Raw genomic sequence first — 23,158 nt, forward strand, 5'->3', positions numbered from 1 at the left:
ATTTATCACACGTCCCTCTTTGCCGTTTTTTTCTTCTTCCCCTTCTTTTTTTTCTTCTTATCAAGAAGCTTTAAGATGGGAATATGAAGATGATCTTCTGTGAAGTACATGACGTAGCCCACTCGATAAATAATTTTCGTTGCATTTTTAATGGCGAAGCCTTTTCCCAACGCTTTGACAAAAACAGTAAATGCTGCAACACAACTCGTCACAATCACAGAAATGATATACTCGGCAACACCACTCTTATTGTAAACGAGGAGCGCCATCAATTCTACTACAACGACTGAAGCTGCCGTACCACTGATAATTGCTGCTGCGTCACCGATTACATCGGTACAAAATGTGTTCACTCGGTCCGCATTTTTGGTAAGCCAGACCGAAAATTTCGCACCCTTCATTCCCTTAGAAGCGATGGCATGAAAAGGCGCTTCACTTGAAGCTGTGGCAGCAACACCAATAATATCGAAGAAAAGGGCGATCAGGATGATGACCATGACAACGATCGTACCGCTGAATACATTTGCATTGCTGAGCACGGCTGTCGATGCAATTGAAAAAATAGCCGCTAGCACAAATGTGATAACAGCTAATGGCAATGCCCATCTTAAAGCTTTTTTTAAATCGTTTTTCATGCGTATTTCGATCATCTTTTTATCTTGACCGAAATTCTCACATCCTTAAATAAATTATAAGATACTCATTAAAGAAAATTATGTATATGAGGTCGTTCGAAAAGTAAACATTGCGGCTTAGGTCCAGTAGGTTTTCCCGTCAAATTGCCTGTTGTCGCCAAGCAGGTAGTTTCCTATTAAAATTTGACCGATGTTGTCGCCATACATCGAACTGGAACGCCACTTAGACCGCACCATAATCCTTTTCGAACGCTGCGGTGATGCAGACAGTCTAGGAGATTTCCTCAAGCACTCTTGAAGCTTTGCTCTAGCCTCTTTTGCAGAATTGATTTCAGGAAGACGTCCCTTTTCCCACTGGCCAAGCAGGTCAAAGTTATTCGCCATCCATCCCCTCTTTCCCACTCAAGGCAGGCTACGCTGTTCGCTTTTCCTTAATTGTTCAAGTACTGACGAAACAGGTTTTCCACATAGTTATTGCACAAAGCAAACAACGTACGTGTCTCCACGGGCGCAGGGTCTTCGCCCACATGCCGTTGCGGATCGCCCTACGCCCTTTACTCCCAGCACCAGCCCAAAGCTGGGCGCCTTAAGCCGACACCAGGAACTTCATCGATGTGCCCTTTGACGGATTTTTAGCCCCGTCTTCAAGCAAAGTAGAGTGACTAGAATACTGCACCTTCATTGACAATGCAATTAAGTTTATCACAAAAGATGCAAACGCTCAAATCCATTTAACGATTTTAATGCGTTCGTTTTTCCAGGTAGCGTGCAAGATCACCAAGCAGGCCGTCTTCAAAACCTAATTCCTTTAAATTGGCAAGTGCTTGCTCAACTTCCTGTGCAAGTTTTTCTTTTGCACCGTCAACACGCAGCAAACTTACATACGTGTTTTTATTGTTGGCAAGATCGCTGCCAATCGTTTTCCCTAATGCTTGCTCGTTGCCAATCACGTCGAGAATATCGTCTCCAATCTGAAACGCCAGTCCCAAATGCTCCGAATAGCGAATGAGTGCTTCTGTTTGCACCTCGGTTGCCTCTGCAATGACGGCTGCTGCCTCGACAGGAAATCGGATCAAGGCTCCGGTCTTTCTTTTGTGAATTGACATCAGTTCTTCTAAATGTAGCACTTTCCCCTCAGCTTCAAGATCATCTTCCTGACCGCCTACCATACCCTCGGGACCTGCTGATTTTGCCAACCTACCAATTAGTGCTACTCTAACTGCTGCATCTAGGCTTTGATCATCAGCGATCATTTGAAAAGCCGCGGTCAGTAATCCGTCACCGGCGAGTATAGCAGTACCATCGCCATATACCACATGGTTTGTCGGTTGTCCGCGTCTCAATGTATCATTATCCATTGCGGGAAGGTCATCATGGATGAGTGAGTACGTATGTATCATTTCAAGTCCCAGTGCAGTCTTTAACCCAATTTTTTCATCCCTGCCAAAGGAATGAAGCGTCGCAAAAAGCAAGATCGGTCGAATACGTTTTCCGCCTGCTTTTATCGAATAAAGCATTGCATTCTTTAACTTTTGGGTGATGGATAGGTGCTTAAACAGCTTCGGGAGCTGATCGTCAAACCATTCCTTCTTCTCAGCTAAATAAGCATTCAGCGCTTCGCTCATTATTCGTCATCTCCCTGGACAGAAAAAGGGCGCGTTTCCCCATCCGGAGTTAGCAGTTGATCCATTTTCTTTTCGACAGACTCCAGCTTATCATGACAAATCTTAGATAAAGCCATACCTTCTTGAAACAGCCCAATCGCTTTCTCTAAAGGAACATCGTTTTCTTCCAATTGTTTGACAATCTGATCAAGCTGATCCATCGCATCCTCAAAAGCCGGCGCTTTCGATTGATCTTGTTCAAAAGATTCACTCATTCGTCTTCGCCTCCTCAATACCCCATACTTGGCAGTCAATTGTTCCATCGTGCAGCCTCAAATTAATCATATCACCCGGATCAACTGTACGCACCGATTTAATCAGATGATCGTCTTTATCAAACGCGAGCCCGTAGCCGCGTCCCATAATTTTAAGCGGACTCAAATGGTTCAACTGATCAATCCTTCGCTCAAAAAGTGCCTGCTTCTGGTTGAATTGAGCAGAAAAAGAACGGGTTAATTGACGTTCCCGATCATTGAGCCGCTCTTTGGCACGCGCAACAAGCTGGTTGGGCTTGCTTTGACTGAGCAGACGTTCCACCATGCCCAGCCGGTCACGCTTCCGTTGGATACCCATTTGAAACGCCCCGCGCAACCGTTCAATAAGCCGGTCACATTCTTGTTCTTTCTGCAGCACAAGCTGAGCAGGATAGCGAAAGGCATAGGATTGTTGCAGATGCTCCAGTTGCTTCTTCGCCTCGCGAATTTTGCCGCGAACGGCTTGTCCGAGTTGAGATTCTGTCTGTGCGAGTCTTCGTTGAAGGTCAATACGACTTGGAACCGCAAATTCACCAGCTGCCGTTGGCGTAGGCGCCCTTTTATCAGCAACAAAGTCGGCAATTGTAAAGTCGGTTTCATGTCCCACAGCAGAAATAACAGGTATCCGCGACTGAAAAATAGCATGAGCAACCATTTCTTCATTGAAAGCCCACAGATCTTCAATGGATCCGCCGCCGCGCCCAACAATTAGAACATCGAAGCGATTGTACCGATTGGCCTGATCAATTGCTGCAGCGATTGAGGATGCAGCTCCCGCTCCTTGAACAAGCACTGGAAAAACGGTCAAGCGTGCCGCTGGAAATCTGCGCTTAATCGTTGTAAACAAGTCACGTATGGCTGCACCTGTGGGTGAGGTTATAATCGCAATTTCATGAGCTGCTTTTGGAAGTGGCTTTTTGAGCGTCTCATCAAACATGCCCTGCGCCTGAAGTTTCTTCTTCAGTGCTTCATAAGCGAGATAAAGCCTGCCTAACCCATCCTGCTCCATTTCTCGGATATAGATCTGGTATTCACCATAAGGTTCATATAAAGCGACCGATCCTTGGACGAGCACTTTCATTCCATCTTCAGGTTCAAAGGTCAATCGGCGTGCATTTCCAGCAAACATGACGGCGCGAATCCGTGCATTTTTATCTTTAATTGTCAAATACAAATGGCCACGCGAATGCCGTTTATAATTAGAAATTTCCCCTCGCAACCAAACATTTTGAAGCTGTCCATTGGTTTCAAGAAGCTGTTTGATATAGCGCGTCAATTTGGTAACACTTACATAGCGTTCGTTTTCCATGAGCAATCAGAGTCCCTTTTCCATTTGTCTCATTGCAGCGGTCAATGTATTTTCCAATAGCATGACCCGCGTCATCGGGCCGACTCCGCCGGGCACCGGCGTAAGATAACCCGCCTTTTCCTTCACCTCATCAAATGCCACATCACCAACCAATTTTCCTCTTGCATTTCGATTCATGCCAACATCGATTACAACAGCCCCAGGTTTAATATCATCAGCATGAATCAGTGATGCTTTGCCTGCTGCAACAATCAATATATCTGCTTGCTTCGTATACAATGATAACGGTTTTGACTTAGAATGACAGACTGTGACGGTCGCATCGCGATTTAGAAAAAGCAGTGAAACCGGCTTGCCGACGATATTACTTCGACCAACGATGACGACATGCTTGCCGGCAATCGGTAAATGAATGGTTCTCAGCATCTCTAAAATTCCCGCGGGTGTACATGAAACAAACCCGGGCTGTCCCGTCACGATTCGCCCAATATTAACTGGGTGAAAGCCATCAACATCTTTTTCAGGACGGATCGCTTGAACCACTTTTTGTTCTGAAATATGACTTGGCAACGGCAATTGAACAAGAATGGCGTGAATCCTGCGATCAACATTAAGCTTGGTAATTTGATTCAGAAGTTCAGCTTCAGCAACGTCTCCCGGTAAACGAATTAATTGTGAATGAATGCCCACTTCCTGACAATCGCTTACTTTCCCCTTCACATAGGAGACGGATGCAGGATGATTACCAATAAGAAGGACAGCCAGCCCAGGTGTCGTTCCTTTTTGTTTCATTAATTCAACCTGAGCGATCATTGCTTTTCTTTTTTCTGCAGCAATTGCTTTGCCGTTTATGAGTTGTGCACTCATACTCTATCATCCTTTTCATCAGCAATTTGTTTCTATTTCTTTAGAAATGCCGGAAAGAACGCCATTAACAAATTTTCTTGTCTGTTCATCACTATAAATTTTGCAAAGTTCAACCGCTTCATTGACAGAGACCGTCAATGGAATGTCATCAAAATACATGATTTCACAAACAGCTAGACGCAGAATGGTTTTATCAATATTCCCAACACGATCAAGAGACCAGTTTTTTAAATGCTTGCTGATCAGTTGATCGATGGCTTCTTCGTGATCTAAGGTTTGATCCAGCAGCCGAGTAACAAAAGGGTCAACAGGTTCTCCTTCATCTTTTACGGCATCGATGGCCGACTTTCTGTCAATATCGCTGAGTGTCATTTGAAATAAGGCTTGCAATGCCAGCTGACGTGCTTCTCTTCGATTCATTACGTACTCCCTTTCATCTTACATTTCACATGATTCATTGTCTTGAACATTCATAAGCTGTCAACGGTTTCACATCATAACTGCTGAGGACTACACGGAAAGAAGCAAAGAGGACAACCTCCCGCCCCTTTGCTTCTTAATCGATTGCATCATTGTCATTTTCTTTATGCTCGAAACGCACACCGACAACATGAATATTGATTTCACTAACATCAAGTGCAGTCATCCGCTTAAGCTTTTGAACAATATTATCCTGCACTTTCTCGGCAACTTCGGGAATCGAAACACCATAGTTCATGATCAATTGAACATCAATCGTAATCCCTTCATCAGTCAGATCAACTTTAACACCTTTTCGATTGTTGTGACCGCCTAGTTTCTCTACCATTCCGGCAGCAAATCCTCCATACATTTCACCGACCCCGACAACTTCGATAGCGGCAAGGCTGGCGATCACTTCAATCACTTCCGGTGAAATTTCAATTCTGCCTAAATCCTCCTGATGTTCTTCAACCTCAATGGTTTGTTTTTCATTTTCAGGCATGAGCATCACACCTCCACGATTAGCTTTGCTCGTTCAACGGGTATTTTTCCAAGAATTTCGTATTAAATTGTCCACTTTGAAAAACCGGATGCTTGAGCAGACGTGTGTGAAAGGGAATCGTCGTTTTGATCCCTTCAATAACATATTCGTCAAGTGCGCGTTTCATTGTCGCAATAGCATCTTCTCTTGTTTTCCCATACGCAATGACCTTTGATACCATGGAGTCATAGTATGGAGGAATGAAATAGCCTTGATAGACAGCTGAATCGATTCGAACCCCAGGACCTCCGGGGGCAAGATAAGTCTCAACACGTCCGCAGGAAGGCATGAAATTCTTCTCTGAGTCTTCAGCATTGATCCGGCATTCTATCGCGTGTCCGGTCAACTGAATATCCTCTTGGCTGATCGAAAGCGGCTCACCGGCAGCGATACGAAGCTGTTCCTTGACCAAGTCCACACCGGTAACTTCCTCAGTAACGCCGTGTTCCACCTGGATGCGCGTGTTCATTTCCATGAAGTAAAACGATCCGTCCGGTTCATAAATGAATTCAATCGTTCCAGCACCGCGGTAACGGACAGCACGTGCGGCACGAACCGCGGCTGCACCCATTTCCCGGCGTTTCGCTTCATTGAGTGCCGGTGAGGGAGACTCTTCTAATAACTTCTGAAGGCGCCTCTGAATCGTACAGTCACGCTCGCCAAGATGAACGACGTGCCCGTGCTCGTCCGCCAGTACTTGAATCTCAACATGTCTGAAATTTTCGATATACTTCTCGATGTATACCCCGGAATTTCCGAAAGAAGTATCGGCCTCTTGCTGAGTAATAGCAATCCCGTGACGCAGTTCTTCTTCATTCTTGGCAACGCGAATCCCCTTGCCTCCGCCGCCTGCGGTCGCTTTAATAAGAACCGGGTAGCCGATATCTTTTGCAATCTTCACTCCGTCCTCAACATTGTCAATGATACCATTGGAACCTGGGACAACCGGTACGTCAGCGTCTTTCATTGTTTGCTTTGCTACGTCTTTGATCCCCATTTTACTAATGGCTTCTGATGTCGGACCGATGAATTTGATGTTGCATTCTTCACACATCTCAGCAAAATCAGCATTCTCAGAAAGGAATCCATACCCCGGATGAATCGCATCGCAGCCAGTCAATGCAGCGACACTGATCATGTTGGTATAGCTGAGGTAACTGTCCTTAGGGGCATTGGGTCCAATACAGTAGGCTTCATCAGCAAGCTGTACATGAAGCGCATCCTTATCGGCTTGAGAATAAACCGCTACCGTTGCTATGTTCAATTCTTTACAAGCGCGAATAATTCTAACCGCAATTTCTCCTCGATTGGCTATTAATACTTTTTTTATCATTTAAACTAAACTCCTTAATCTTCCTTAACCAAGAATAATGGCTGACCATACTCAACAAGCTGACCATCTTCCACAAGAACGTCAACAATCGTCCCTTTGCAATCGGCTTCTATTTCATTGAATAGTTTCATTGCTTCAACAATACAAACGACCGACTTCTTGTCTACTTTTGATCCTTTAGAAACAAACGCATCTGCGTCAGGTGAGGAGGACGAATAAAAAGTTCCAACCATCGGTGCCGTAATTTTGTGGAGGGACGGGTCAGCATCTGTATTTGCTTCCGCAGCCGCAGGTTCAGCACTTGTATTTGATTGTGGCTCAAGCTGAGCAGAAGGTGCCTGAACAGCCGTCGTCTGAGGTGCTGCCTCAACGATTGTTTTTACTTTTCCAGCAAATGCATCCGCTTTTCTTAAGGTGATTTTTCCATCTTCTGCCTCAAGTTTCAGTTCGCTTAATGAAGATGAATCCAGTTCTTTAATTAAAGTCTTAATGTCTTCAATAGTTAGCAAATCCAGCACTCCTTTATCCCGTCCGCTTTAAACTCAATTATAACATATCATCATTCACTTGTTTGATACTCATAATTCCTTCAAGCGTTGTTCGTTGGGCATTTATTTTGTTTGTCTACTCGTCCAGAAAACGATAACCCTATAGGATTACGAATCAATGGACAAAAATGTTTCGACTTGATTAAAAATACTCGGCTAGTCCCGTTCCTAACTTTCGCAGGACGCGCAACCAAGTGATTGTTTTTTCGGTTTGAATACATTGACGACGTCTGATACTTTCTTACCTTACCAAAAAAACTGCTGCGAAAAAATCGCAACAGCTTTTATTCTACCTTATTTTATCTAAAAAATCTTTAAGCGGCATTGATTTATTAAATTACTTTTGATTTAACGCGTAGGTAACACTGACAACGCGGCCGGTCCCCAAATATTCATTTGTTAATTGAATAATTTCATTGGCTTGCTTATTCGTCAATTTATCAGCGCTGACATAAACTTGAACTTGGTTGCCGCTTGTTTTGACAACACTTTTATCATAGCCTTTCGATTCGATGACGTCTTCAAGCATTGTTTCATTATTCGCAGTTGTTTTAAGATCTGACATTGCGTCGTAGGCAGCACTAATCTCTTTGGCTGTACTATTTTTTGAAGCAACAACGCTCTCATACTTGTTTTCCAAGCTCTTGCGTTCGTCATCTTTAGTCAACTCAATATTGGCGAGCTTTTCTTCAGTTGCACTGGCTGCAACTGTTTTTGCTGTCTTTGCCGTTTTTGATCCTGCGCTTGTCTGAGCCGCTTTCTCACCGGATTGCGCCGTTTGCCCATGGTTTCCTGGAGCAGAGAGCGCGTACACGGAGAGAACAACAATTAAGCTGAGCATTGTGAGTAACCAAACCGTTTGTTTTTTGATCATGTTTTTTCTCCTCCTCAGTCATTCTTCTCAAGAACCGTTACTTTGTAAGACGGTAGATCCAAAACGGTAGAAACTGCATCCATGATTGCGACTTTCGTCGATGATTGCTCGGCACCTCTGGCGACAACGATAACGCCGCGTACTGTTGGCTGCTCATTGCCGATCACAACGGGCACTTTGTTGCCATCCTGATCAATCATGACTACTTCACTATCTTCGTTGCGCTCAGTAACCTGGCGTTTGCCGCCTTTTGGATCGGTCTCACTCGTTTGATTATCCTGTACCTTTGTGTTGTTTTGATAAATCTTCTTTTCTGTAGAAGCAAAAGTCACCATAACCGAGACATCCGATACGCCGCGTATTTGTTCCAATATATTTTTTAAATTCTGATTCACATAAGACTCATACTTTTCAATCGAAGTCATCGTGCCCGTCTTTGTTCCTGCTTTAATCTCTGAGAGGTTCTTCGAATCCTTGGTGCTGAAGGCAGGTTCAGCAGTTGATGGCTCAGACCCTTTTTCGGAAAAGAAATGACTGGCAGCCAAAAGCGCCATACCGACCAGCGCTAGCGCAACCAATTTAACCAATGCGCTTTTTGTACTTTTTGCCGGTTTTCCGTCCTTATCCTTGCCCCCAAGCATCCGGCTCAGCTTTTCAATCCATCGCATCATACCTTCACTCTCCCCCTTCCATGTTTACTGAGATGAGGCGCTCATTGAGTTCCCATCGTTTCGCAAGGAAGGCTCGGACATCTTTCATCTCATTGGATTCATGTACCGACTTCTCAGTTGTCGACTGCTTATCTAGGTCGACCGATACACTTTGAACGGGTTGAATGCTCCGAATTCCGGATTCTTGACGACGATGGCTTGCTTCCGCTTTTTCAACCGTAACTTTAACGTTTCGCACCGACAGATCTTGTCCGTCCTCATGCGCAGCGGAGAGTTCCAAATGTGCAATTTGTAATCCGTATTGTTCATTCAACTCCTCCTTCACCTGATTTTTCATATGGACAACCACTTGTTCTTGAATATATGCGGCTTGTGCCTTTTCTATTTCACTTTTTTGGCGCGCGGTTTCTTTTTTTACCGGTTCGTTGTATTTCTGCGTGTTGATCCCTTGAAGCAGACTGTTCGGGTCAACATGAAACAAACGAATAACCGGATCCATCAATGCAATAATGAGTACAAGACCAATAACAAACTTAATATATTTTTGGAAAACGCCGGAAGGCATGAGCAATTCAAGTATGACCGCGAACAGAACGATGAGAACAATTTGTGAAATCCAATGAACAAGATAGCCCATCTATGCACCTCCTAGCGCACCATTAGCGACAGATTTCCAGATGCAATAATGATCGTGATGGCAAGAAAGAACATAAGCGAGACGACGGCGAGTGCTGCGAACAAATAGAAAATGCTTTTTGCCATGATGACCAGACAATCGATGACGGGACCGCCTCCCAGCGGCTGCAGTACAGCGGCTGCTAAATTATAAATAAACGCGAGCGATACGATTTTGAGCAATGGAAAAACGGTGATACAAATCAAAATAAGCAGACCGACAATTCCAATCGTATTCTTTAACAGTACCGAGGCGCCCATGACCGTATCAGCAGCCTCAGTAAACATCCTCCCGACCACCGGGATAAAGTTTCCGGTAAAAAATTTTGCGGATTTTACCATCAAACCATCGGAAATCGATGTTGCCGCCCCTTGAACTGAGATAACTCCGAGAAAAACGGCAAAAAAACCAGCCAAAGTAAAGAGGGCAACATTTTTCATTAGCTCACTGAGTCTGGTGAGTTTATAGTGATCGGACAAAGTACTGACAATGGCGAGCAAGGCAGACATTAACAGCAACGGCAAAACAAAGGAAGAAATCAGCCATCCCGATGCATTAACAAGAAAGATAACAAGCGGATGAAAAAAGGCAACGGAGGCAAGTCCTCCGGTAGCCGCAGTCAACCCCAGAACGAGAGGGAGCAGCGCAATGAGAAAATGGCTCATCGTACCAACGGTTTCGTTCGTATAATTAATCGCCAGTCGAAAACTGTTCAACATCAGAATCATAAGCACTAAGGTAACAACTAGATAAGCGACCTTAGAAACTGCCTTGTGCTCAAATGCCGACTGAATGGTTTGAAGCAGCGTTGAAAAGACGGTAAGCAGAATCAGAGTACCAAGCAGCTTGCTGCTGACAACGAGTTCATTCAAAAAGAATCGAACCGATCCGTCGATCATTTTTTTAAAAAAACTTTCTTTATCTGAATGCAGCAAATCTTTGAAGTTGGTTTCGGTTTCGGGCAGAAATCCGTTATAATCCGTAACAACTTTCTGCCAATATGCATCAATTTTATCGGTGTCAAGCTGATCAAGCTGCTGATCAGACCATTGCTGCAACTCGCCGCTGTCTTCTGCATAAGCAGGCTTGTCCGCACCAAACAAGAGTATGAGCAAGAACAGCATGAATGCCAGAAGCTGAAATCGCTTGGAATATAACCTTCGCCTCATCTCAACCTCCTCCTACTTGTGGCATTAAGTTCATCACGGTTTCAACGATGGCGGTCAAAATAGGAATAGCCATAACCAAAATGATCAATTTTCCTGCTAACTCAATTTTCCCAGCCATTGAGCTTTGTCCCGCATCTTTTGCAATTTGTGCACCAAATTCCGAGATATAAGCGATGCCGATTATTTTAAGAATGGTCGCAACGTAAACATTATTTAGATGCGCGGTTTGCGCCATATTTTTCAGCATCTCCATAACCAAACGAATTTGGTCGATCATCATGAGGAGAATAAACACACCAGCGATGAGCGAGACAACTAAAGCAAACACTGGGTTTCTCTGCTTCAAAATAAGCGTGAGAAATGTGACAGAAAGTCCCAATCCAACGATCTGAAGAATATCCATGGATCAGCCGCCTCACTACATGTAAAGGAATACTTGTTTTATTCGTTCAAACAGATCATCGATCAGCGTTGCCGCCATATAGAGAATGACGATAAACCCGATCAGTGTCACCCACTGCGCCCAATCATCTTTTCCCATCTGCTTCAAAACCGTTTGGATCATCGCTACGATAATGCCAATTCCGGCAATTTGAAATATTGTATTTACATCGAGTGACATGGGACTCCCTCCTCTCACTCCGCGCCAGATTGCTTGCTTTAAATGCCTTTTATAAGAACAGTAGAACAATAAGAATTCCCGCCAGAAAGCCCAAGCTGCGAATCATTTTTTCATTTGCTTTTTGCGACTGACGTGCCTCCTGTTCTTCACGTTCAAGATGCGCCAATGCAAGCTGAATGTGTTTCCTTTGATTTTCCGCATCCTCCGTTCCAAGTGTTGTCCCAAATTGGATCATAATCTCCTTCTCCGGCTGTTTCAGTGCCGTTCCGGGCCAATACTGTTCGATCGAATGGCTCCATGCTGTCTGTAGCGGCAAACGTTCACCGATCATCTGATCATGAAGCGTATCAAAGAAATTTGATAGCGGCAGCGGCATTTGCAAGGCAAGATCTTCTGCCATTTGATCAACGGGGATTCGTCCGTAAACGATTTCTGCTTCGATTGATTGCAGAGCCGAACGCCATTGTCTGATTTCCCTTGGACGATCCCGGTACCGCTTGGCAAGAAGCAGCCCTGTTGCAGTCGATGCAAAAACAATCAGCATTGCCCCGATTAAATGAATCACTGCCACTGCTCCTCTGTGGCAGACATCTTTCTTCCCATTCGATCAAGAATCGTCAATCGGCAACCATTTTTTTGAGCACTGTTGTGACGAGAAAGAATGACATAACGTTCAAACAGCTGTGCTTCAATCAATGGGCGAATTGATGGGCGGTGGAGAAGTTGATCAAAAGTGAATCCATGTGCACTGGCCATGACGGCAACGCCGGCGTTTAACGCTTCTAATAATGCTTTCGTGTCTTCCGCTCCGCCGATTTCATCAACAATCAGCACTTCAGGACTCATCGAACGAATCATCATCATCATCCCTTCCGCTTTTGGGCACGCATCCATCACATCTGCGCGAATGCCCAAGCGATTCTGTGGAATGCCATCGACACATCCTGCAAGTTCAGAGCGTTCATCAACAATTGCCGTCTTTCGTGACGGCAGATAACGATTCGGTATGCCTTCACTGACAAGCCGTGCCAAATCGCGCAGCATCGTTGTTTTTCCGGTTTGAGGCGCACCGATTAGCAATGTACTGAACCAGCGATTGCGCTGATAGAGATAAGGAACGAGCGGCAGTGCTGCTCCGACCTTTTGTTTGGCTAATCGAATATTAAAGAAGGTAACATCCCTTAAACGAAGGACATGTCCATTTTCTGTAATGACATGGCCGGCAAGTCCAATTCGATGACCGCCGGGGATGGTCACATAGCCGCGTCTAAGCTCCTCATCCAAGGTATAGAGCGAATACTTGGCTAATTGCTGCAACAGGTGCCTTGCCTGCTCTTTTTGGAAAATCGGCATCGCAACACCTTCTGGCGGCACCCACCGTTTGCCAGAAACAATCAATTCAAGCGGACAATCTGTGCGGCAGCGAATCTCTTCAAGCGCATTGCGATCGGTTTCAGGCATCCGAAGAATAATTTGCTGCATCGGTTCAGGTAGATAGGGGAGTATCTGTTTCAAATGAGCCACCTCGGATCTTAATGCTTCACTGCTTTTTGTTTTCTATCAAAATATATGCCCGCTTGTACACAATATGCTTGATTCGCATGAGGCTGCATGCGAACAGATGAAAAGCACACATGCCGGAATCGTTCGTCTGTGAGGACAAAAAAAGAGAGTGTCCCGTAGTCAAATTGACTACGGGACACTCTTTAAAAAACGTCCGTTTCAGGATAAGCGCGAAGATGCGCGACTCCTGCGGAGCGTTCCCGTTGATCGCAAGCCAAAGGAAACCCCACAGGATTTACAGGATCAGCCGAGGAGGCTCCTGGATCGCCCGCGGTCGCGATCAGTTGATGCGAGCAATCCGTTCAACACCCTTTTGGGACAGCTCAAAAAACAGCCTCAGAAGAGACTGTTCACAAGTATGCTGTTCATGCATGCGTTATTTAATGGGTTGATTACGCACGGGATACATAAAGACCTGAGCGCGTATCAATCACAAGCTTGTCTCCTTCATTAACGAAGAACGGTACTTGAACGACATAACCGGTCTCAAGCGTTGCCGGCTTCGAACCGCCCGAAGCCGTGTCTCCCTTAATTCCTGGTTCCGTTTCAGTAACTTCGAGAATAACGGTATTTGGCAACGCAACACCAAGCGTTTCACCTTGATACGATTGAACGTTACATTCCATGTTTTCTTTCAAGAAGTTCAGTTGTTCAGAAATTTGGCTTGCATCGAGATCCAACTGTTCGTAAGATTCCAAGTCCATAAATGTATACGTATCGCCGCTTGAATAGAGATACTGCATTTTACGGTTGTCGATCCGTGCCGGATTTACTTTTTCGCCGCCGCGGAACGTTTTTTCCTGAATGGCCCCCGTACGCAGATTTCTCAGCTTTGAACGAACAAACGCCGCACCTTTTCCAGGTTTAACATGCTGGAACTCGATAACAGAAAGAATATCGCCGTCCACTTCAATGGTCAAACCTGTTTTAAAATCGTTTACAGAAATCATAAGCTTCCTCCTTTAAGTACACCGCTGCCGCAGGCTCATCCGCGCCAGTCTTTAAAAAAATAGTAAAAACTATGTCTGTAAAACGTTCATGTCCACACTCATGAAAAAAGCATCATTTCCTATAAACGAAGGAAATAAATGCAGAAAAACGTGTTGATTAAGGTTTTTTTCAGCCTAATCTAACGAGACGCGCAGACAAATTCACTCTTGACATTTTACCACAGCATTATTGATTTGAATAGTTGCTTCCCCCCGTTTGTTCCTCAAAATCAAAAGAAATCGAGTAACCAACAAACAATCCATACAACGCAAAAAGGCAAAGTGTTGTCGATGTCGTATTCCAGCCAAGCCGAGCAGGTTCAGGTAGACCGTGTAGAAACGGCTGAAACAAGAAAAAGACAATAAACCATAATAAAAGACCAAAACTAACCGAGAACCACATTGATTTAATTCTGCTGAAAACAAATAAATAAAGCTCTGCGATTAACAGAGAGAGTAGTGACATGACCGCCACCGCAATCAGCTGTCCATAGACGGAGTCCTTCCCTGTCCAGTAAGGAAACACTGCGAAGATCAAGGACGGACCAACCTTTGAAAAATTCAGCAAATAGCATAGGAGACCGATTAACCCCCAAAACAGTCCGCCAAATAAACCGGTTATCGCTGTACGCCCGATCGACATGGCAAATAAATGCTTCGCTTTTTTATTCGTCTTTCTTCTGCGTTTAGCCATCATTTACCCCTCACAATACGAATGGTTACCATGAAGTATGCGCCTCTTTGTGGATAATCATGTATTTCTTTAAACAAATGAATACGGTCGGAAAGGAATATTGATCTAGAAAACTATGAACAGAAAGGGGTACATATCTAGAGGTTTTAAGTGAATTCGGGTAGAATAAGAATAAGTAACAAGGAAAAACAAATCATTGATGAGAAGCGGGCTGATTAGGTAATGGATAAAATTCTTCCTATATACGGTGGTCAGGCGGTCATTGAAGGTGTCATGATGGGCGGTAAGCACACAACAGTAACTGCTGTGCGCCGGAATGATCAATCCGTCACCTATTTTGAAGTACCCAAGAAAGAAATGCGTGCTCTTGCACCGTTTCGAAAAATCCCAGTGATTCGCGGCATTGCAGCCATTATTGAATCCAGTGCACTTGGCACAAAGCACCTCAATTATGCAACGGAGGTGTATGATGAAGATCCAAATGTGATGAAGAAAGAAGAACCAAAGAAGCGCTTTAATCTTGAGGCAATCATTGGCTTGACTGCACTTGGTATCCTATCGTTTTTGTTTGCAAAGTTTGTTTTCACACTTGTCCCGGCTTTTGCGGCAAGCTTATTTGAACCGCTGATATCGGGAACTGTTGCTCAGGTTCTGCTCGAAGGCTTTTTCAAGATTCTGCTTCTTGTCGGCTATGTTTATTTTGTCTCTTTGACGCCGATGATGAAAAGGCTGTTTCAGTATCACGGTGCGGAGCATAAAGTAATTAATACCTTTGAAAGTGGTGCAGATCTGACGGTGGCCAATGTAAGAAAGCATTCACGGCTTCATTATCGCTGCGGTTCAAGCTATATCCTGTTCACTGCGATCATTAGTATCATCCTTTATTTCTTTGTCCCTGCAGAACCGCTGACACTTAGACTCCTTTCCCGAATCGCGCTGATTCCCTTGGATTTGGGTCTTGCCTATGAAATTCTTCGATTAACGAATAAGGTTCGCCATATTCCTGTGCTGAAGTGGCTCGGTTACCCGGGACTTTGGGTTCAATTGCTCACAACAAAGGAGCCTGACGATAAGCAAATTGAAATTGGCATCTATGCCTTTAAAGAAATGCGACGCAAAGAAAAAGACATTGAGCAAAAACAGTCACTTGTGCGACAAGTGCTCTAATTTTAACGGAGGTGAGTGTCCGTGAAAACGTTTCTCTATTCATTAGGCTTCGTAATTATTGGAGGTCTCGGACTATTCGGCCTGCTTTCTATGTTTATGCCAAGTCAAAAGACAGTCATTCTGACTCAATTGTTCATCATTGCACTAATAATGATCATTGGTTTGTTCTTTTTCCGACGTTTGGCAGAATGGACCGGTCATGGAGATCAGACGCGTTATAAAAGAGCAGCGCGTCAGTCGCGAAAAAGAAGACAAATCGTTTCATTGCATCACAAAACGCATATGCTGCGCTCGACCTCACCCAAGTTTAAGGTGATTAAAAACAACGCTCACTCTGCTTACACACGAAACGCACACCAAGCAAAAAAACAAAGTCACTTAACGGTCATCGAAGGTCGAAAAAATAAGAAAAGAAAACGACTTTTATTTTAAACCTTAAAACATAACCAAAGAAGAGAGCGTCTCATAAGTCTTAAGACCTTGAGGCGCTCTTATTATGTGCTTAAGAAAACGTGATGATGCACGGATCCATATCGACTTCTACGACAAACTCAGCGTCCGAATGAATCTAATAGGACCACTTTTTGAGAAACTGTTCGGCGCTGCCTGCACCAATTTGAAACAAGCGTTCCCGTTCTTTTGCAGATATTTGGAAGTCCTTTGTTGTTACTTTATCAACAGGCAGACCAATAATGTTGGATTCTTTAAATTTATCGATTGCGCGTTCATCGTGAGCTTCTCGCATCGCATTAAATAATCCGCGAAAGAGTTCAACCGCATTTCTGATTTTCTTCTTCTCTAGATTCTCCGATTCCTTATCGACAATCTGCAGACCGACAAACGGACGCACAGGAAGTGCTTCGTCTCGATTGAAGATCCAAAGCGGAAAATTACTTAGAATGCCTCCATCAACGATCAGCGATTTCACCCCATCCGCATCATAGAGCGGAACCGGCTCAAAAAAGAAAGGCAAGCTGCAACTCATTCGCACTGCACGTGCTACTGAAAAATGGAGCGAATCCAGTCCATAATCTTTTAAATCATCAGGAATGACAAGCAGCCGTCCCTTGGTCACGTCTGAGACAATGATTTTCAGGCGGTCTTTAGGGAGATCTGCAAACGTCTCAATTCCTTTCTCACGAAGCAGTGTATTCATCCACTTTTCAAGATGGTTACCTGGAAATAAGCCCATCTTGAAGTAAATACGTATCCATTTAATAATTGGGAAGCGAATATGTGCCGTTGGTTCAATCAGTTTGTCAGTATCCATACTGCCCATGATTTGTTTTAATTCCTCAGCTGAATAACCTGCTGCAACAAGAGCTGCAACAATCGAACCGGCGCTCGTACCTGCTGTCCGCTTAAACTGATAACCCGCGTTTTCAAGCACGCGCAAAGCGCCTGCAAACGCAAAACCTTTAACTCCGCCGCCCGAAAAAACAATATCAATGTACACCCGCGATCCCCCCTACTACCATTAGATGACCGCACATGCAAAATGAGACCGGAAGATTTTCATCTCTCGATCTCATCAAAAATCATTCTTCTTCGTCCGCTCGTTCTTTTATTTCCAATAGCTGTCCGACACGTTTCGGATCCTCTTCGAAATATTGAACAACATCGCCGATTCGGTCAATAGAATCCCAGCTTAAGTGATGTTCAATACCCTCAACGTCTTTATAAACATTCTCTTCATGCACGCCAATCAGCTTTAAAAAATCTTCGAGAAGCTCGTGCCGATACACTAGCCGCTTCCCCATTTTCTTGCCCTTAGGCGTCAAAATAAAGCCGCGATATTTTTCATAGATAAGGTATTGATCCTTACCCAATTTCTGAACCATTTTTGTTACTGATGAAGAATGAACATCAAGTGCTTCCGCTATATCGGAAACCCTTGCATAGCCCTTATCTTGAATCAGCCAGTAAATTCTCTCAATGTAGTCTTCCATACTCGGAGTAGGCGACATCGTGTCTCCCCCTAACCACTTCATCTTTTCTTACTCATGTTACTATAACACTCCTTAAAAAACAAGAATTTGTCGGCATCTGGAAAGCGGAATCAACGTCATTCGGACTGGTTTCATGCCTTTCATAAATTGAGACAAATCGTTATAATAAAATGTGAAATGAATTAGGGGGACGACGAGTCATGGGCTGGATTATTTTAGTTGCAATGATCGCCGCATATTTCGGTTATTTTTTTATCGCCAGATTTATGCAGCGTCGCTATCTTACCACATTATCCGACGTTGATTTTCGAGCAGGCTATCGTAAAGCTCAGTTAATTGATGTCCGGGAACCGAATGAATTCAAAAATGGTCATATCCTTGGTGCGCGTAATATTCCGCTGACCCAGTTGAAGATGCGCCATACGGAAGTGCGTCATGATATGCCAATCTATTTGTATGACAGCAATGGTACACGAAGTGCACGTGCTGCTGCTGTACTAAAGAAAATGAATTATTCAAATCTCTACCAACTTGAAGGCGGCTTTAAGAAATGGAACGGTCGCGTCAAAAAAGGATAATCGAACGGCCGTTAAACCGTTGACAAAATGAAGACCCAACTCGCATCAGTATCCGGGTTGGGTCTTCGTTTTCTTTGCACAAATAATCTTGAACAGCCGTGACGCGCTAAACAGCACTTCGTTATTCTTTCACATAACGAAGTACCGGGTGGCGTGCCGCACGTGTTTCATCCAATCTGCCGATCACGGTTTGATGCGGCGCTTCTTGGACCTTTTCCGGTGCTGATTCAGCCTCCTTTGTAATCTCGATCAGATGATCAATGAATGCATCCAAAGTTTCTTTGGATTCCGTCTCCGTTGGTTCGATCATGAGTGCCTCATCAACAAGAAGCGGAAAATAAATAGTCGGCGGGTAATAGCCGAAATCGAGCAATCGTTTCGCCATATCCAAAGTACGGACACCTAACTTCTTCTGCCGACTTCCGGACAATACAAATTCATGTTTGCACAGCCGCTTAAACGGTGTTTCAAAGTAGCCGGATAACCGTTTTAACATGTAATTCGCATTTAGGACGGCATCTTTAGACACTTGCAACAGCCCCTTGCCGCCCATCGTGCGAATATAGGCGTAAGCACGGACATTGATTCCAAAATTACCATAGAAAGCCTTGACACGCCCAATTGACTGCGGTCGATCAAAGTCTAATCCGAACAATCCGTTCTCACGTTTCATAATCAACGGCTTCGGAAGAAACGGTGCCAAGTCGACTTTAACACCAACCGGACCTGACCCCGGACCTCCACCGCCGTGCGGGCCAGTGAATGTTTTATGAAGATTAAGATGAACAACGTCGTAGCCCATATCACCCGGACGCGTGACACCCATAATCGCATTCATGTTTGCACCATCGTAATAAACCTTGCCGCCTGCTTCATGAATGATCTCTGCAATGTCTTGTATCTGCGTCTCGAACAGCCCTAAAGTATTCGGATTCGTGAGCATCAGTGCTGCTGTGGTTTCATCAGCGACGCGTCTAAGATCATCCAAATCAACCAAACCATTTTCATTCGACTTAACAGTCACCGCTTCAAATCCCGCAACTGCAGCTGAAGCAGGATTCGTACCATGAGCTGTATCCGGAACAATAACTTTGGTACGTTTGAAATCACCGCGAGACTCATGATACGCGCTAATAATCATTAGTCCGGTCCATTCGCCATGCGCACCTGCAGCGGGCTGCAAGGTAACGGCATCCATTCCCGTTATTTCCTGCAGATTTTCTTGAAGACGATACAGCAGCTCAAGTGCGCCTTGCACCGTCTGTTCATCCTGATACGGATGGATTTTCGTCAACCCGTCAAGCCGCGCAACCTGTTCGTTCACCTTTGGATTATACTTCATCGTACAAGAACCAAGCGGATAGAAACCATTGTCAACCCCAAAATTTCTACGAGACAAGGCTGTATAATGGCGGACGAGTTCAAGCTCTGAAACTTCTGGAAAATGTGGTTCGTCTTGACGCAGATATGCTTCACCAACCAATTCGGTAAGCGGTTTTTCCGGAACATCAAGTTCAGGAAGACTAAACGCTACTCTTCCTTCTTTGCTGCGTTCAAAAATGAGCGGCTGATTTTGATTATCCAACTGAAATCCCTCCAAGCGCTTTAACAAATTGGTCTATCTCGTTTTTCGACCGCATTTCGGTAACTGCAACAAGCATCTTATTCGTGTAACCTTCATAGGATTTACTTAAGTCGTATCCACCAATGACGCCTTGGGCAAACAATGCACGGTTAACTTCTGAGACAGGTCGCCCACAGTCGATCACAAATTCATTGAAAAACGCCTGATTTGTAACGATCTTAATCCCATACTTTTGAAACTGCTCAGCCGCATAGTGAGCCTTTTGAATATTTTGCTTTGCCAGTTCACGAATTCCTTTCTTGCCGAAGGCCGTCATCGCTACAGAAGAAGCCAACGCATTCAAGGCCTGATTCGAGCAAATGTTGGAGGTTGCTTTCTCTCGTCGAATATGCTGTTCACGTGCTTGGAGCGTCAGCACATACCCACGCTGTCCCTTTTCATCAACAGTCTCCCCGACCAACCGACCAGGCACTTTGCGGATTAATTTTTTCGCTACTGCAAAATAGCCGCAGTGCGGGCCACCGAAGGATTCGGAAATGCCGAGCGGCTGACAGTCGCCGACAACAATATCGGCATTGAAACGGCCAGGCGGTGTCAGAAGCCCTAATGACAGCGGATTACTGGAGACGATCAGATGTGCGCGCTTCACGCGGTGTACAATTTGTTCAATTTCATTCAGCGGCTCAATTTGTCCGAAGAAATTGGGATACTGCACGATCACACATGAGGTAGCGTCATCCGTTGCAGCTTCAAGGGCTTCAAGATCTGTTGCTCCATCTTTCATCGGTACGGTGACAACATCGAGACCGCGTCCATGTGCATAGGTAGCGAGCACCTCTCGATATTCTGGATGAACGGATTCAGACACGATTACTTTCTTATTTCGCGTCACACCATTTGAAAGCAGTGCAGCTTCAGCTAAGGCTGTAGATCCGTCATACATCGATGAGTTTGCCGCCTCCATGCCGGTCAGCTCACAAATTAAGGTCTGAAACTCGAAAATTGCCTGAAGCTCTCCTTGGGAAACTTCCGCTTGATAAGGCGTATAAGCCGTGTAAAATTCTCCACGTGAGATCACACTATCTACAACAGAAGGAATATAATGGTCATAGACCCCCGCTCCAAGAAAAGACGCGTATTCAGTTGTACTTGCATTCTTTTTCGCAAGTGCAGAGAAAAAACGAATTAATTCCGGTTCGGACAATTTGGATTCAAGATTCAACTCACCCTTGAAGCGAATTTTTTCAGGAACATCGGAAAACAGGGCTTCATCGGAATGAATCCCAATGACATCAAGCATATCGTGTCGATCTTTTTCAGTTAACGGTAGGTAGCGAAACTCTGACATTTAATTTCCTCCTCAAGATCTCTTATAAAAAGGGGTTTTTACGATTTTAGCTTTTTTTCGTTTGCCGCGTACATCAACGTCAACTTCTGTACCGAGTTTCGTCCACTCACTGTTCAGCAACGCAAGGCCGAGATTCTTGCCGATTGTTGGTGCCTGCGTTCCGGTAGTAACCTCGCCGATCTCTTTGTCTCCTGCATAAACTTTATAATGGGATCGCGGAATTGCTCGATCAATCATCTCCAGACCAACAATTTTGCGCTTTAATCCTCCTGTTTTTTGTGTAATAAGCGCCTGCTTGCCAATAAAGTCAATCGGCTTATTTGTTTTCACCGCAAAACCAATTCCAGCTTCCAAAGGCGAAATTGTGGAACTCAGTTCTTGACCATAGAGAGGCAGACGCGCTTCGAAACGAAGCGTATCGCGTGCACCTAAGCCGCATGGGATAAGTCCATCGGATGCTCCTTTTTCAAGCAATGCATTCCAGATGCTGCACGCTTGGTCCCACGGGCAATAGAGTTCAAGCCCGTCTTCACCAGTATATCCCGTTCGTGAAACAAGACTGTCTACACCATTTAAAGAAACGTGTTTTGCAAATTTAAAGTGTTCTATACTTGTCAGATCATAGTCTGTAATCTTCTGTACGCTGTTCAGCGCATGAGGACCCTGCACTGCGAGCAGAGCGATTTGTTCTGATCGATTGGTTAAATTTATCGATTGAGGAGCATGTTCGGAGAGCCAATTAAAATCTTTATCAATATTTGCTGCATTAACAACCAGTTGGTAATGGTTCGTATCGAAACAGTAAATTAACAAGTCATCAACAGTACCGCCGTCTTCATAACACATCGCGGTATAAAGTGCATCGCCCGGATGCGCTTTCGCAACATCATTTGTTACCATTTCTTGAAGAAACTGTTGTGCGCCTTCGCCTTCAACACCAAACTCGCCCATATGTGACACATCAAAAATCCCTGCTGCTGTGCGTACTGCATGGTGTTCATTTTTGATTCCAGTCATTTGGACTGGCAATAGGTAGCCGCCAAAATCAATTAACTTTGCGTTCTGACTTTTATAATAATTGTAAAGCGGCGTAATTTTCAAATCCGGCATCTCGACTTTTCCTCCGCCCATTCTCAATTTTGTTAGTGTGCCTATGATCATTGAATAAACGATGGAAAGCACTGTACGCTCTAGCCGTTCGCTTGTCGCAGGACGCGGTGACTTCTGCGTTGCATACGGGACGTGCTTTCACAGGATGTGCACGCCTTTAGCGGAAGTTCCTTTACTTCGCAGAAAGTTCCTCTTCATGCCGCTAATTGTCGTACCAGCAAGACAAAATTATTGAACTTTCTTTACCTGCAAAAAAAAAAAGACAGAGGAAGACACATTGTGTCTTCCTCTGTCCCTGATACCTGAAAGTTTATCGCTCTACTTGAGTAAAAGCGGTATCCCCTTTGGTAGCCCCGTGGCACTCTCCAGAGGTGCGTCCGCTATAAGTCCTTTGGCCTGAGAGATTCACTGTACGTTTGCTCCTTCGGCGACTGCTTCATAGCAGTCTCTCCCCATAACGTCATCCGCAATTCATTCAATTAATCATCGTTTAACCCAAGTTATTATGGTACATACTAACAGTGTTATCCTAACATTTTCTCTGTGAACT

Annotated in this window: 28 protein-coding genes and 1 riboswitch; of the genes, 3 read left to right on the top strand and 25 right to left on the bottom strand. The window is 44.6% G+C overall.

Annotated elements, in window-relative coordinates:
- Positions 1-5 precede the first annotated feature (5 nt).
- From K7399_RS06170 to K7399_RS06265, 20 genes are all read right to left on the bottom strand, one after another.
- The gene (locus tag K7399_RS06170) at positions 6-635 is read right to left on the bottom strand and encodes a hypothetical protein (RefSeq protein WP_028976399.1); all 630 of its coding nucleotides are present in this window, start codon (positions 633-635) and stop codon (positions 6-8) included.
- Between the two features lie 117 nt (positions 636-752).
- On the bottom strand, positions 753-1,019 hold the full coding sequence (locus tag K7399_RS06175) for a hypothetical protein (protein WP_028976400.1): 267 nt from the start codon (positions 1,017-1,019) through the stop codon (positions 753-755).
- 356 nt (positions 1,020-1,375) lie between these two features.
- On the bottom strand, positions 1,376-2,260 hold the full coding sequence (locus K7399_RS06180) for a polyprenyl synthetase family protein (protein ID WP_028976401.1): 885 nt from the start codon (positions 2,258-2,260) through the stop codon (positions 1,376-1,378).
- On the bottom strand, positions 2,260-2,514 hold the full coding sequence (gene xseB / locus K7399_RS06185) for an exodeoxyribonuclease VII small subunit (protein WP_028976402.1): 255 nt from the start codon (positions 2,512-2,514) through the stop codon (positions 2,260-2,262). Before xseB ends, K7399_RS06180 begins: the two co-directional genes overlap by 1 nt.
- A complete protein-coding gene (xseA, locus tag K7399_RS06190) occupies positions 2,507-3,862 on the bottom strand; it encodes an exodeoxyribonuclease VII large subunit (protein WP_028976403.1) in 1,356 nt (451 codons plus the stop codon). The genes xseB and xseA overlap by 8 nt, the downstream gene beginning before the upstream one ends.
- Before the next feature lie 6 nt (positions 3,863-3,868).
- Positions 3,869-4,729 carry a bifunctional methylenetetrahydrofolate dehydrogenase/methenyltetrahydrofolate cyclohydrolase FolD gene (folD, locus tag K7399_RS06195; RefSeq protein WP_028976404.1) on the bottom strand — a complete coding sequence of 287 codons (861 nt, stop codon included), beginning with the start codon at positions 4,727-4,729 and terminating at the stop codon, positions 3,869-3,871.
- Between the two features lie 18 nt (positions 4,730-4,747).
- Positions 4,748-5,149, bottom strand: a complete 402-nt coding sequence (gene nusB, locus K7399_RS06200) for a transcription antitermination factor NusB (RefSeq protein ID WP_028976405.1) — start codon at positions 5,147-5,149, stop codon at positions 4,748-4,750.
- A gap of 136 nt (positions 5,150-5,285) precedes the next feature.
- Positions 5,286-5,693 carry an Asp23/Gls24 family envelope stress response protein gene (locus K7399_RS06205; protein ID WP_028976406.1) on the bottom strand — a complete coding sequence of 136 codons (408 nt, stop codon included), beginning with the start codon at positions 5,691-5,693 and terminating at the stop codon, positions 5,286-5,288.
- Positions 5,694-5,712: 19 nt separating this feature from the next.
- Complete coding sequence (accC, locus tag K7399_RS06210; RefSeq protein ID WP_028976407.1) at positions 5,713-7,065, bottom strand: acetyl-CoA carboxylase biotin carboxylase subunit; 1,353 nt, start codon at positions 7,063-7,065, stop codon at positions 5,713-5,715.
- Positions 7,066-7,079: 14 nt separating this feature from the next.
- A complete protein-coding gene (accB, locus tag K7399_RS06215) occupies positions 7,080-7,574 on the bottom strand; it encodes an acetyl-CoA carboxylase biotin carboxyl carrier protein (RefSeq protein WP_028976408.1) in 495 nt (164 codons plus the stop codon).
- 376 nt (positions 7,575-7,950) lie between these two features.
- Positions 7,951-8,487: a SpoIIIAH-like family protein gene (locus K7399_RS06220; RefSeq protein WP_028976409.1), complete on the bottom strand. Its 537-nt coding sequence runs from the start codon at positions 8,485-8,487 to the stop codon at positions 7,951-7,953.
- 14 nt (positions 8,488-8,501) lie between these two features.
- A complete protein-coding gene (gene spoIIIAG / locus K7399_RS06225) occupies positions 8,502-9,158 on the bottom strand; it encodes a stage III sporulation protein AG (protein ID WP_028976410.1) in 657 nt (218 codons plus the stop codon).
- Positions 9,159-9,162: 4 nt separating this feature from the next.
- Positions 9,163-9,795 (bottom strand): stage III sporulation protein AF, encoded by a 633-nt coding sequence (gene spoIIIAF, locus K7399_RS06230; RefSeq protein ID WP_028976411.1) that lies wholly within the window; start codon positions 9,793-9,795, stop codon positions 9,163-9,165.
- 11 nt (positions 9,796-9,806) lie between these two features.
- On the bottom strand, positions 9,807-11,003 hold the full coding sequence (gene spoIIIAE, locus K7399_RS06235; RefSeq protein WP_028976412.1) for a stage III sporulation protein AE: 1,197 nt from the start codon (positions 11,001-11,003) through the stop codon (positions 9,807-9,809).
- A gap of 1 nt (position 11,004) precedes the next feature.
- The gene (gene spoIIIAD, locus K7399_RS06240; protein ID WP_028976413.1) at positions 11,005-11,406 is read right to left on the bottom strand and encodes a stage III sporulation protein AD; all 402 of its coding nucleotides are present in this window, start codon (positions 11,404-11,406) and stop codon (positions 11,005-11,007) included.
- A 15-nt stretch (positions 11,407-11,421) separates the two neighbouring features.
- Entirely contained in the window at positions 11,422-11,625 is a 204-nt protein-coding gene (gene spoIIIAC, locus K7399_RS06245) for a stage III sporulation protein AC (RefSeq protein ID WP_010023437.1), read from the bottom strand.
- Between the two features lie 49 nt (positions 11,626-11,674).
- The gene (gene spoIIIAB, locus K7399_RS06250; RefSeq protein ID WP_028976414.1) at positions 11,675-12,190 is read right to left on the bottom strand and encodes a stage III sporulation protein SpoIIIAB; all 516 of its coding nucleotides are present in this window, start codon (positions 12,188-12,190) and stop codon (positions 11,675-11,677) included.
- Complete coding sequence (gene spoIIIAA, locus K7399_RS06255) at positions 12,187-13,140, bottom strand: stage III sporulation protein AA (RefSeq protein ID WP_028976415.1); 954 nt, start codon at positions 13,138-13,140, stop codon at positions 12,187-12,189. The genes spoIIIAB and spoIIIAA overlap by 4 nt, the downstream gene beginning before the upstream one ends.
- A gap of 440 nt (positions 13,141-13,580) precedes the next feature.
- The gene (gene efp, locus K7399_RS06260; protein ID WP_028976416.1) at positions 13,581-14,138 is read right to left on the bottom strand and encodes an elongation factor P; all 558 of its coding nucleotides are present in this window, start codon (positions 14,136-14,138) and stop codon (positions 13,581-13,583) included.
- A gap of 226 nt (positions 14,139-14,364) precedes the next feature.
- Complete coding sequence (locus tag K7399_RS06265) at positions 14,365-14,874, bottom strand: YqhR family membrane protein (protein WP_081791727.1); 510 nt, start codon at positions 14,872-14,874, stop codon at positions 14,365-14,367.
- 219 nt (positions 14,875-15,093) lie between these two features.
- Here K7399_RS06265 and K7399_RS06270 point away from each other — a divergent pair, with 219 nt between their 5' ends.
- Positions 15,094-16,038: a DUF1385 domain-containing protein gene (locus K7399_RS06270; RefSeq protein WP_028976418.1), complete on the top strand. Its 945-nt coding sequence runs from the start codon at positions 15,094-15,096 to the stop codon at positions 16,036-16,038.
- A 21-nt stretch (positions 16,039-16,059) separates the two neighbouring features.
- Complete coding sequence (locus tag K7399_RS06275) at positions 16,060-16,470, top strand: hypothetical protein (RefSeq protein ID WP_028976419.1); 411 nt, start codon at positions 16,060-16,062, stop codon at positions 16,468-16,470.
- A 136-nt stretch (positions 16,471-16,606) separates the two neighbouring features.
- On the opposite strand, the gene K7399_RS06280 is transcribed toward K7399_RS06275, so the two are convergent.
- Both K7399_RS06280 and mntR read right to left on the bottom strand, forming a co-directional pair.
- Positions 16,607-17,494 (bottom strand): patatin-like phospholipase family protein, encoded by an 888-nt coding sequence (locus K7399_RS06280; protein ID WP_028976420.1) that lies wholly within the window; start codon positions 17,492-17,494, stop codon positions 16,607-16,609.
- Between the two features lie 82 nt (positions 17,495-17,576).
- Positions 17,577-18,005 (bottom strand): transcriptional regulator MntR, encoded by a 429-nt coding sequence (gene mntR, locus K7399_RS06285; RefSeq protein WP_028976421.1) that lies wholly within the window; start codon positions 18,003-18,005, stop codon positions 17,577-17,579.
- Positions 18,006-18,187: 182 nt separating this feature from the next.
- On the opposite strand from mntR, the gene K7399_RS06290 reads away from it, so the two are divergent.
- A complete protein-coding gene (locus K7399_RS06290) occupies positions 18,188-18,565 on the top strand; it encodes a rhodanese-like domain-containing protein (RefSeq protein WP_010027739.1) in 378 nt (125 codons plus the stop codon).
- Positions 18,566-18,686: 121 nt separating this feature from the next.
- Here the strand turns inward: K7399_RS06290 and gcvPB are convergent, their stop codons facing one another.
- From gcvPB to gcvT, 3 genes are read right to left on the bottom strand one after another with little or no spacing between them, the layout of a single operon-like run.
- Positions 18,687-20,150 carry an aminomethyl-transferring glycine dehydrogenase subunit GcvPB gene (gene gcvPB, locus K7399_RS06295; RefSeq protein ID WP_028976422.1) on the bottom strand — a complete coding sequence of 488 codons (1,464 nt, stop codon included), beginning with the start codon at positions 20,148-20,150 and terminating at the stop codon, positions 18,687-18,689.
- Positions 20,143-21,498 (bottom strand): aminomethyl-transferring glycine dehydrogenase subunit GcvPA, encoded by a 1,356-nt coding sequence (gene gcvPA, locus K7399_RS06300; protein ID WP_028976423.1) that lies wholly within the window; start codon positions 21,496-21,498, stop codon positions 20,143-20,145. Before gcvPA ends, gcvPB begins: the two co-directional genes overlap by 8 nt.
- 12 nt (positions 21,499-21,510) lie before the next feature.
- Positions 21,511-22,608: a glycine cleavage system aminomethyltransferase GcvT gene (gcvT, locus tag K7399_RS06305; protein ID WP_028976424.1), complete on the bottom strand. Its 1,098-nt coding sequence runs from the start codon at positions 22,606-22,608 to the stop codon at positions 21,511-21,513.
- A gap of 374 nt (positions 22,609-22,982) precedes the next feature.
- Positions 22,983-23,072, bottom strand: a riboswitch (glycine riboswitch).
- Positions 23,073-23,158: the final 86 nt, after the last annotated feature.

This window comes from Sporolactobacillus terrae, from assembly GCF_019930545.1.
In the GTDB taxonomy this organism is placed as follows: Bacteria; Bacillota; Bacilli; order Bacillales; family Sporolactobacillaceae; genus Sporolactobacillus; species Sporolactobacillus terrae.

Excerpts from the sequence above, each read along its gene's own strand:
- K7399_RS06170 (WP_028976399.1), bottom strand. The coding sequence starts at position 635 with ATGAAAAACGATTTAAAAAAAGCTTTAAGATGGGCATTGCCATTAGCT.
- K7399_RS06175 (WP_028976400.1), bottom strand. The coding sequence starts at position 1,019 with ATGGCGAATAACTTTGACCTGCTTGGCCAGTGGGAAAAGGGACGTCTT.
- K7399_RS06180 (WP_028976401.1), bottom strand. The coding sequence starts at position 2,260 with ATGAGCGAAGCGCTGAATGCTTATTTAGCTGAGAAGAAGGAATGGTTT.
- xseB (WP_028976402.1), bottom strand. The coding sequence starts at position 2,514 with ATGAGTGAATCTTTTGAACAAGATCAATCGAAAGCGCCGGCTTTTGAG.
- xseA (WP_028976403.1), bottom strand. The coding sequence starts at position 3,862 with ATGGAAAACGAACGCTATGTAAGTGTTACCAAATTGACGCGCTATATC.
- folD (WP_028976404.1), bottom strand. The coding sequence starts at position 4,729 with ATGAGTGCACAACTCATAAACGGCAAAGCAATTGCTGCAGAAAAAAGA.
- nusB (WP_028976405.1), bottom strand. The coding sequence starts at position 5,149 with ATGAATCGAAGAGAAGCACGTCAGCTGGCATTGCAAGCCTTATTTCAA.
- K7399_RS06205 (WP_028976406.1), bottom strand. The coding sequence starts at position 5,693 with ATGCCTGAAAATGAAAAACAAACCATTGAGGTTGAAGAACATCAGGAG.
- accC (WP_028976407.1), bottom strand. The coding sequence starts at position 7,065 with ATGATAAAAAAAGTATTAATAGCCAATCGAGGAGAAATTGCGGTTAGA.
- K7399_RS06220 (WP_028976409.1), bottom strand. The coding sequence starts at position 8,487 with ATGATCAAAAAACAAACGGTTTGGTTACTCACAATGCTCAGCTTAATT.
- spoIIIAG (WP_028976410.1), bottom strand. The coding sequence starts at position 9,158 with ATGATGCGATGGATTGAAAAGCTGAGCCGGATGCTTGGGGGCAAGGAT.
- spoIIIAF (WP_028976411.1), bottom strand. The coding sequence starts at position 9,795 with ATGGGCTATCTTGTTCATTGGATTTCACAAATTGTTCTCATCGTTCTG.
- spoIIIAE (WP_028976412.1), bottom strand. The coding sequence starts at position 11,003 with ATGAGGCGAAGGTTATATTCCAAGCGATTTCAGCTTCTGGCATTCATG.
- spoIIIAD (WP_028976413.1), bottom strand. The coding sequence starts at position 11,406 with ATGGATATTCTTCAGATCGTTGGATTGGGACTTTCTGTCACATTTCTC.
- spoIIIAC (WP_010023437.1), bottom strand. The coding sequence starts at position 11,625 with ATGTCACTCGATGTAAATACAATATTTCAAATTGCCGGAATTGGCATT.
- efp (WP_028976416.1), bottom strand. The coding sequence starts at position 14,138 with ATGATTTCTGTAAACGATTTTAAAACAGGTTTGACCATTGAAGTGGAC.
- K7399_RS06265 (WP_081791727.1), bottom strand. The coding sequence starts at position 14,874 with ATGATGGCTAAACGCAGAAGAAAGACGAATAAAAAAGCGAAGCATTTA.
- K7399_RS06270 (WP_028976418.1), top strand. The coding sequence starts at position 15,094 with ATGGATAAAATTCTTCCTATATACGGTGGTCAGGCGGTCATTGAAGGT.
- mntR (WP_028976421.1), bottom strand. The coding sequence starts at position 18,005 with ATGTCGCCTACTCCGAGTATGGAAGACTACATTGAGAGAATTTACTGG.
- K7399_RS06290 (WP_010027739.1), top strand. The coding sequence starts at position 18,188 with ATGGGCTGGATTATTTTAGTTGCAATGATCGCCGCATATTTCGGTTAT.
- gcvPA (WP_028976423.1), bottom strand. The coding sequence starts at position 21,498 with ATGTCAGAGTTTCGCTACCTACCGTTAACTGAAAAAGATCGACACGAT.
- gcvT (WP_028976424.1), bottom strand. The coding sequence starts at position 22,608 with ATGCCGGATTTGAAAATTACGCCGCTTTACAATTATTATAAAAGTCAG.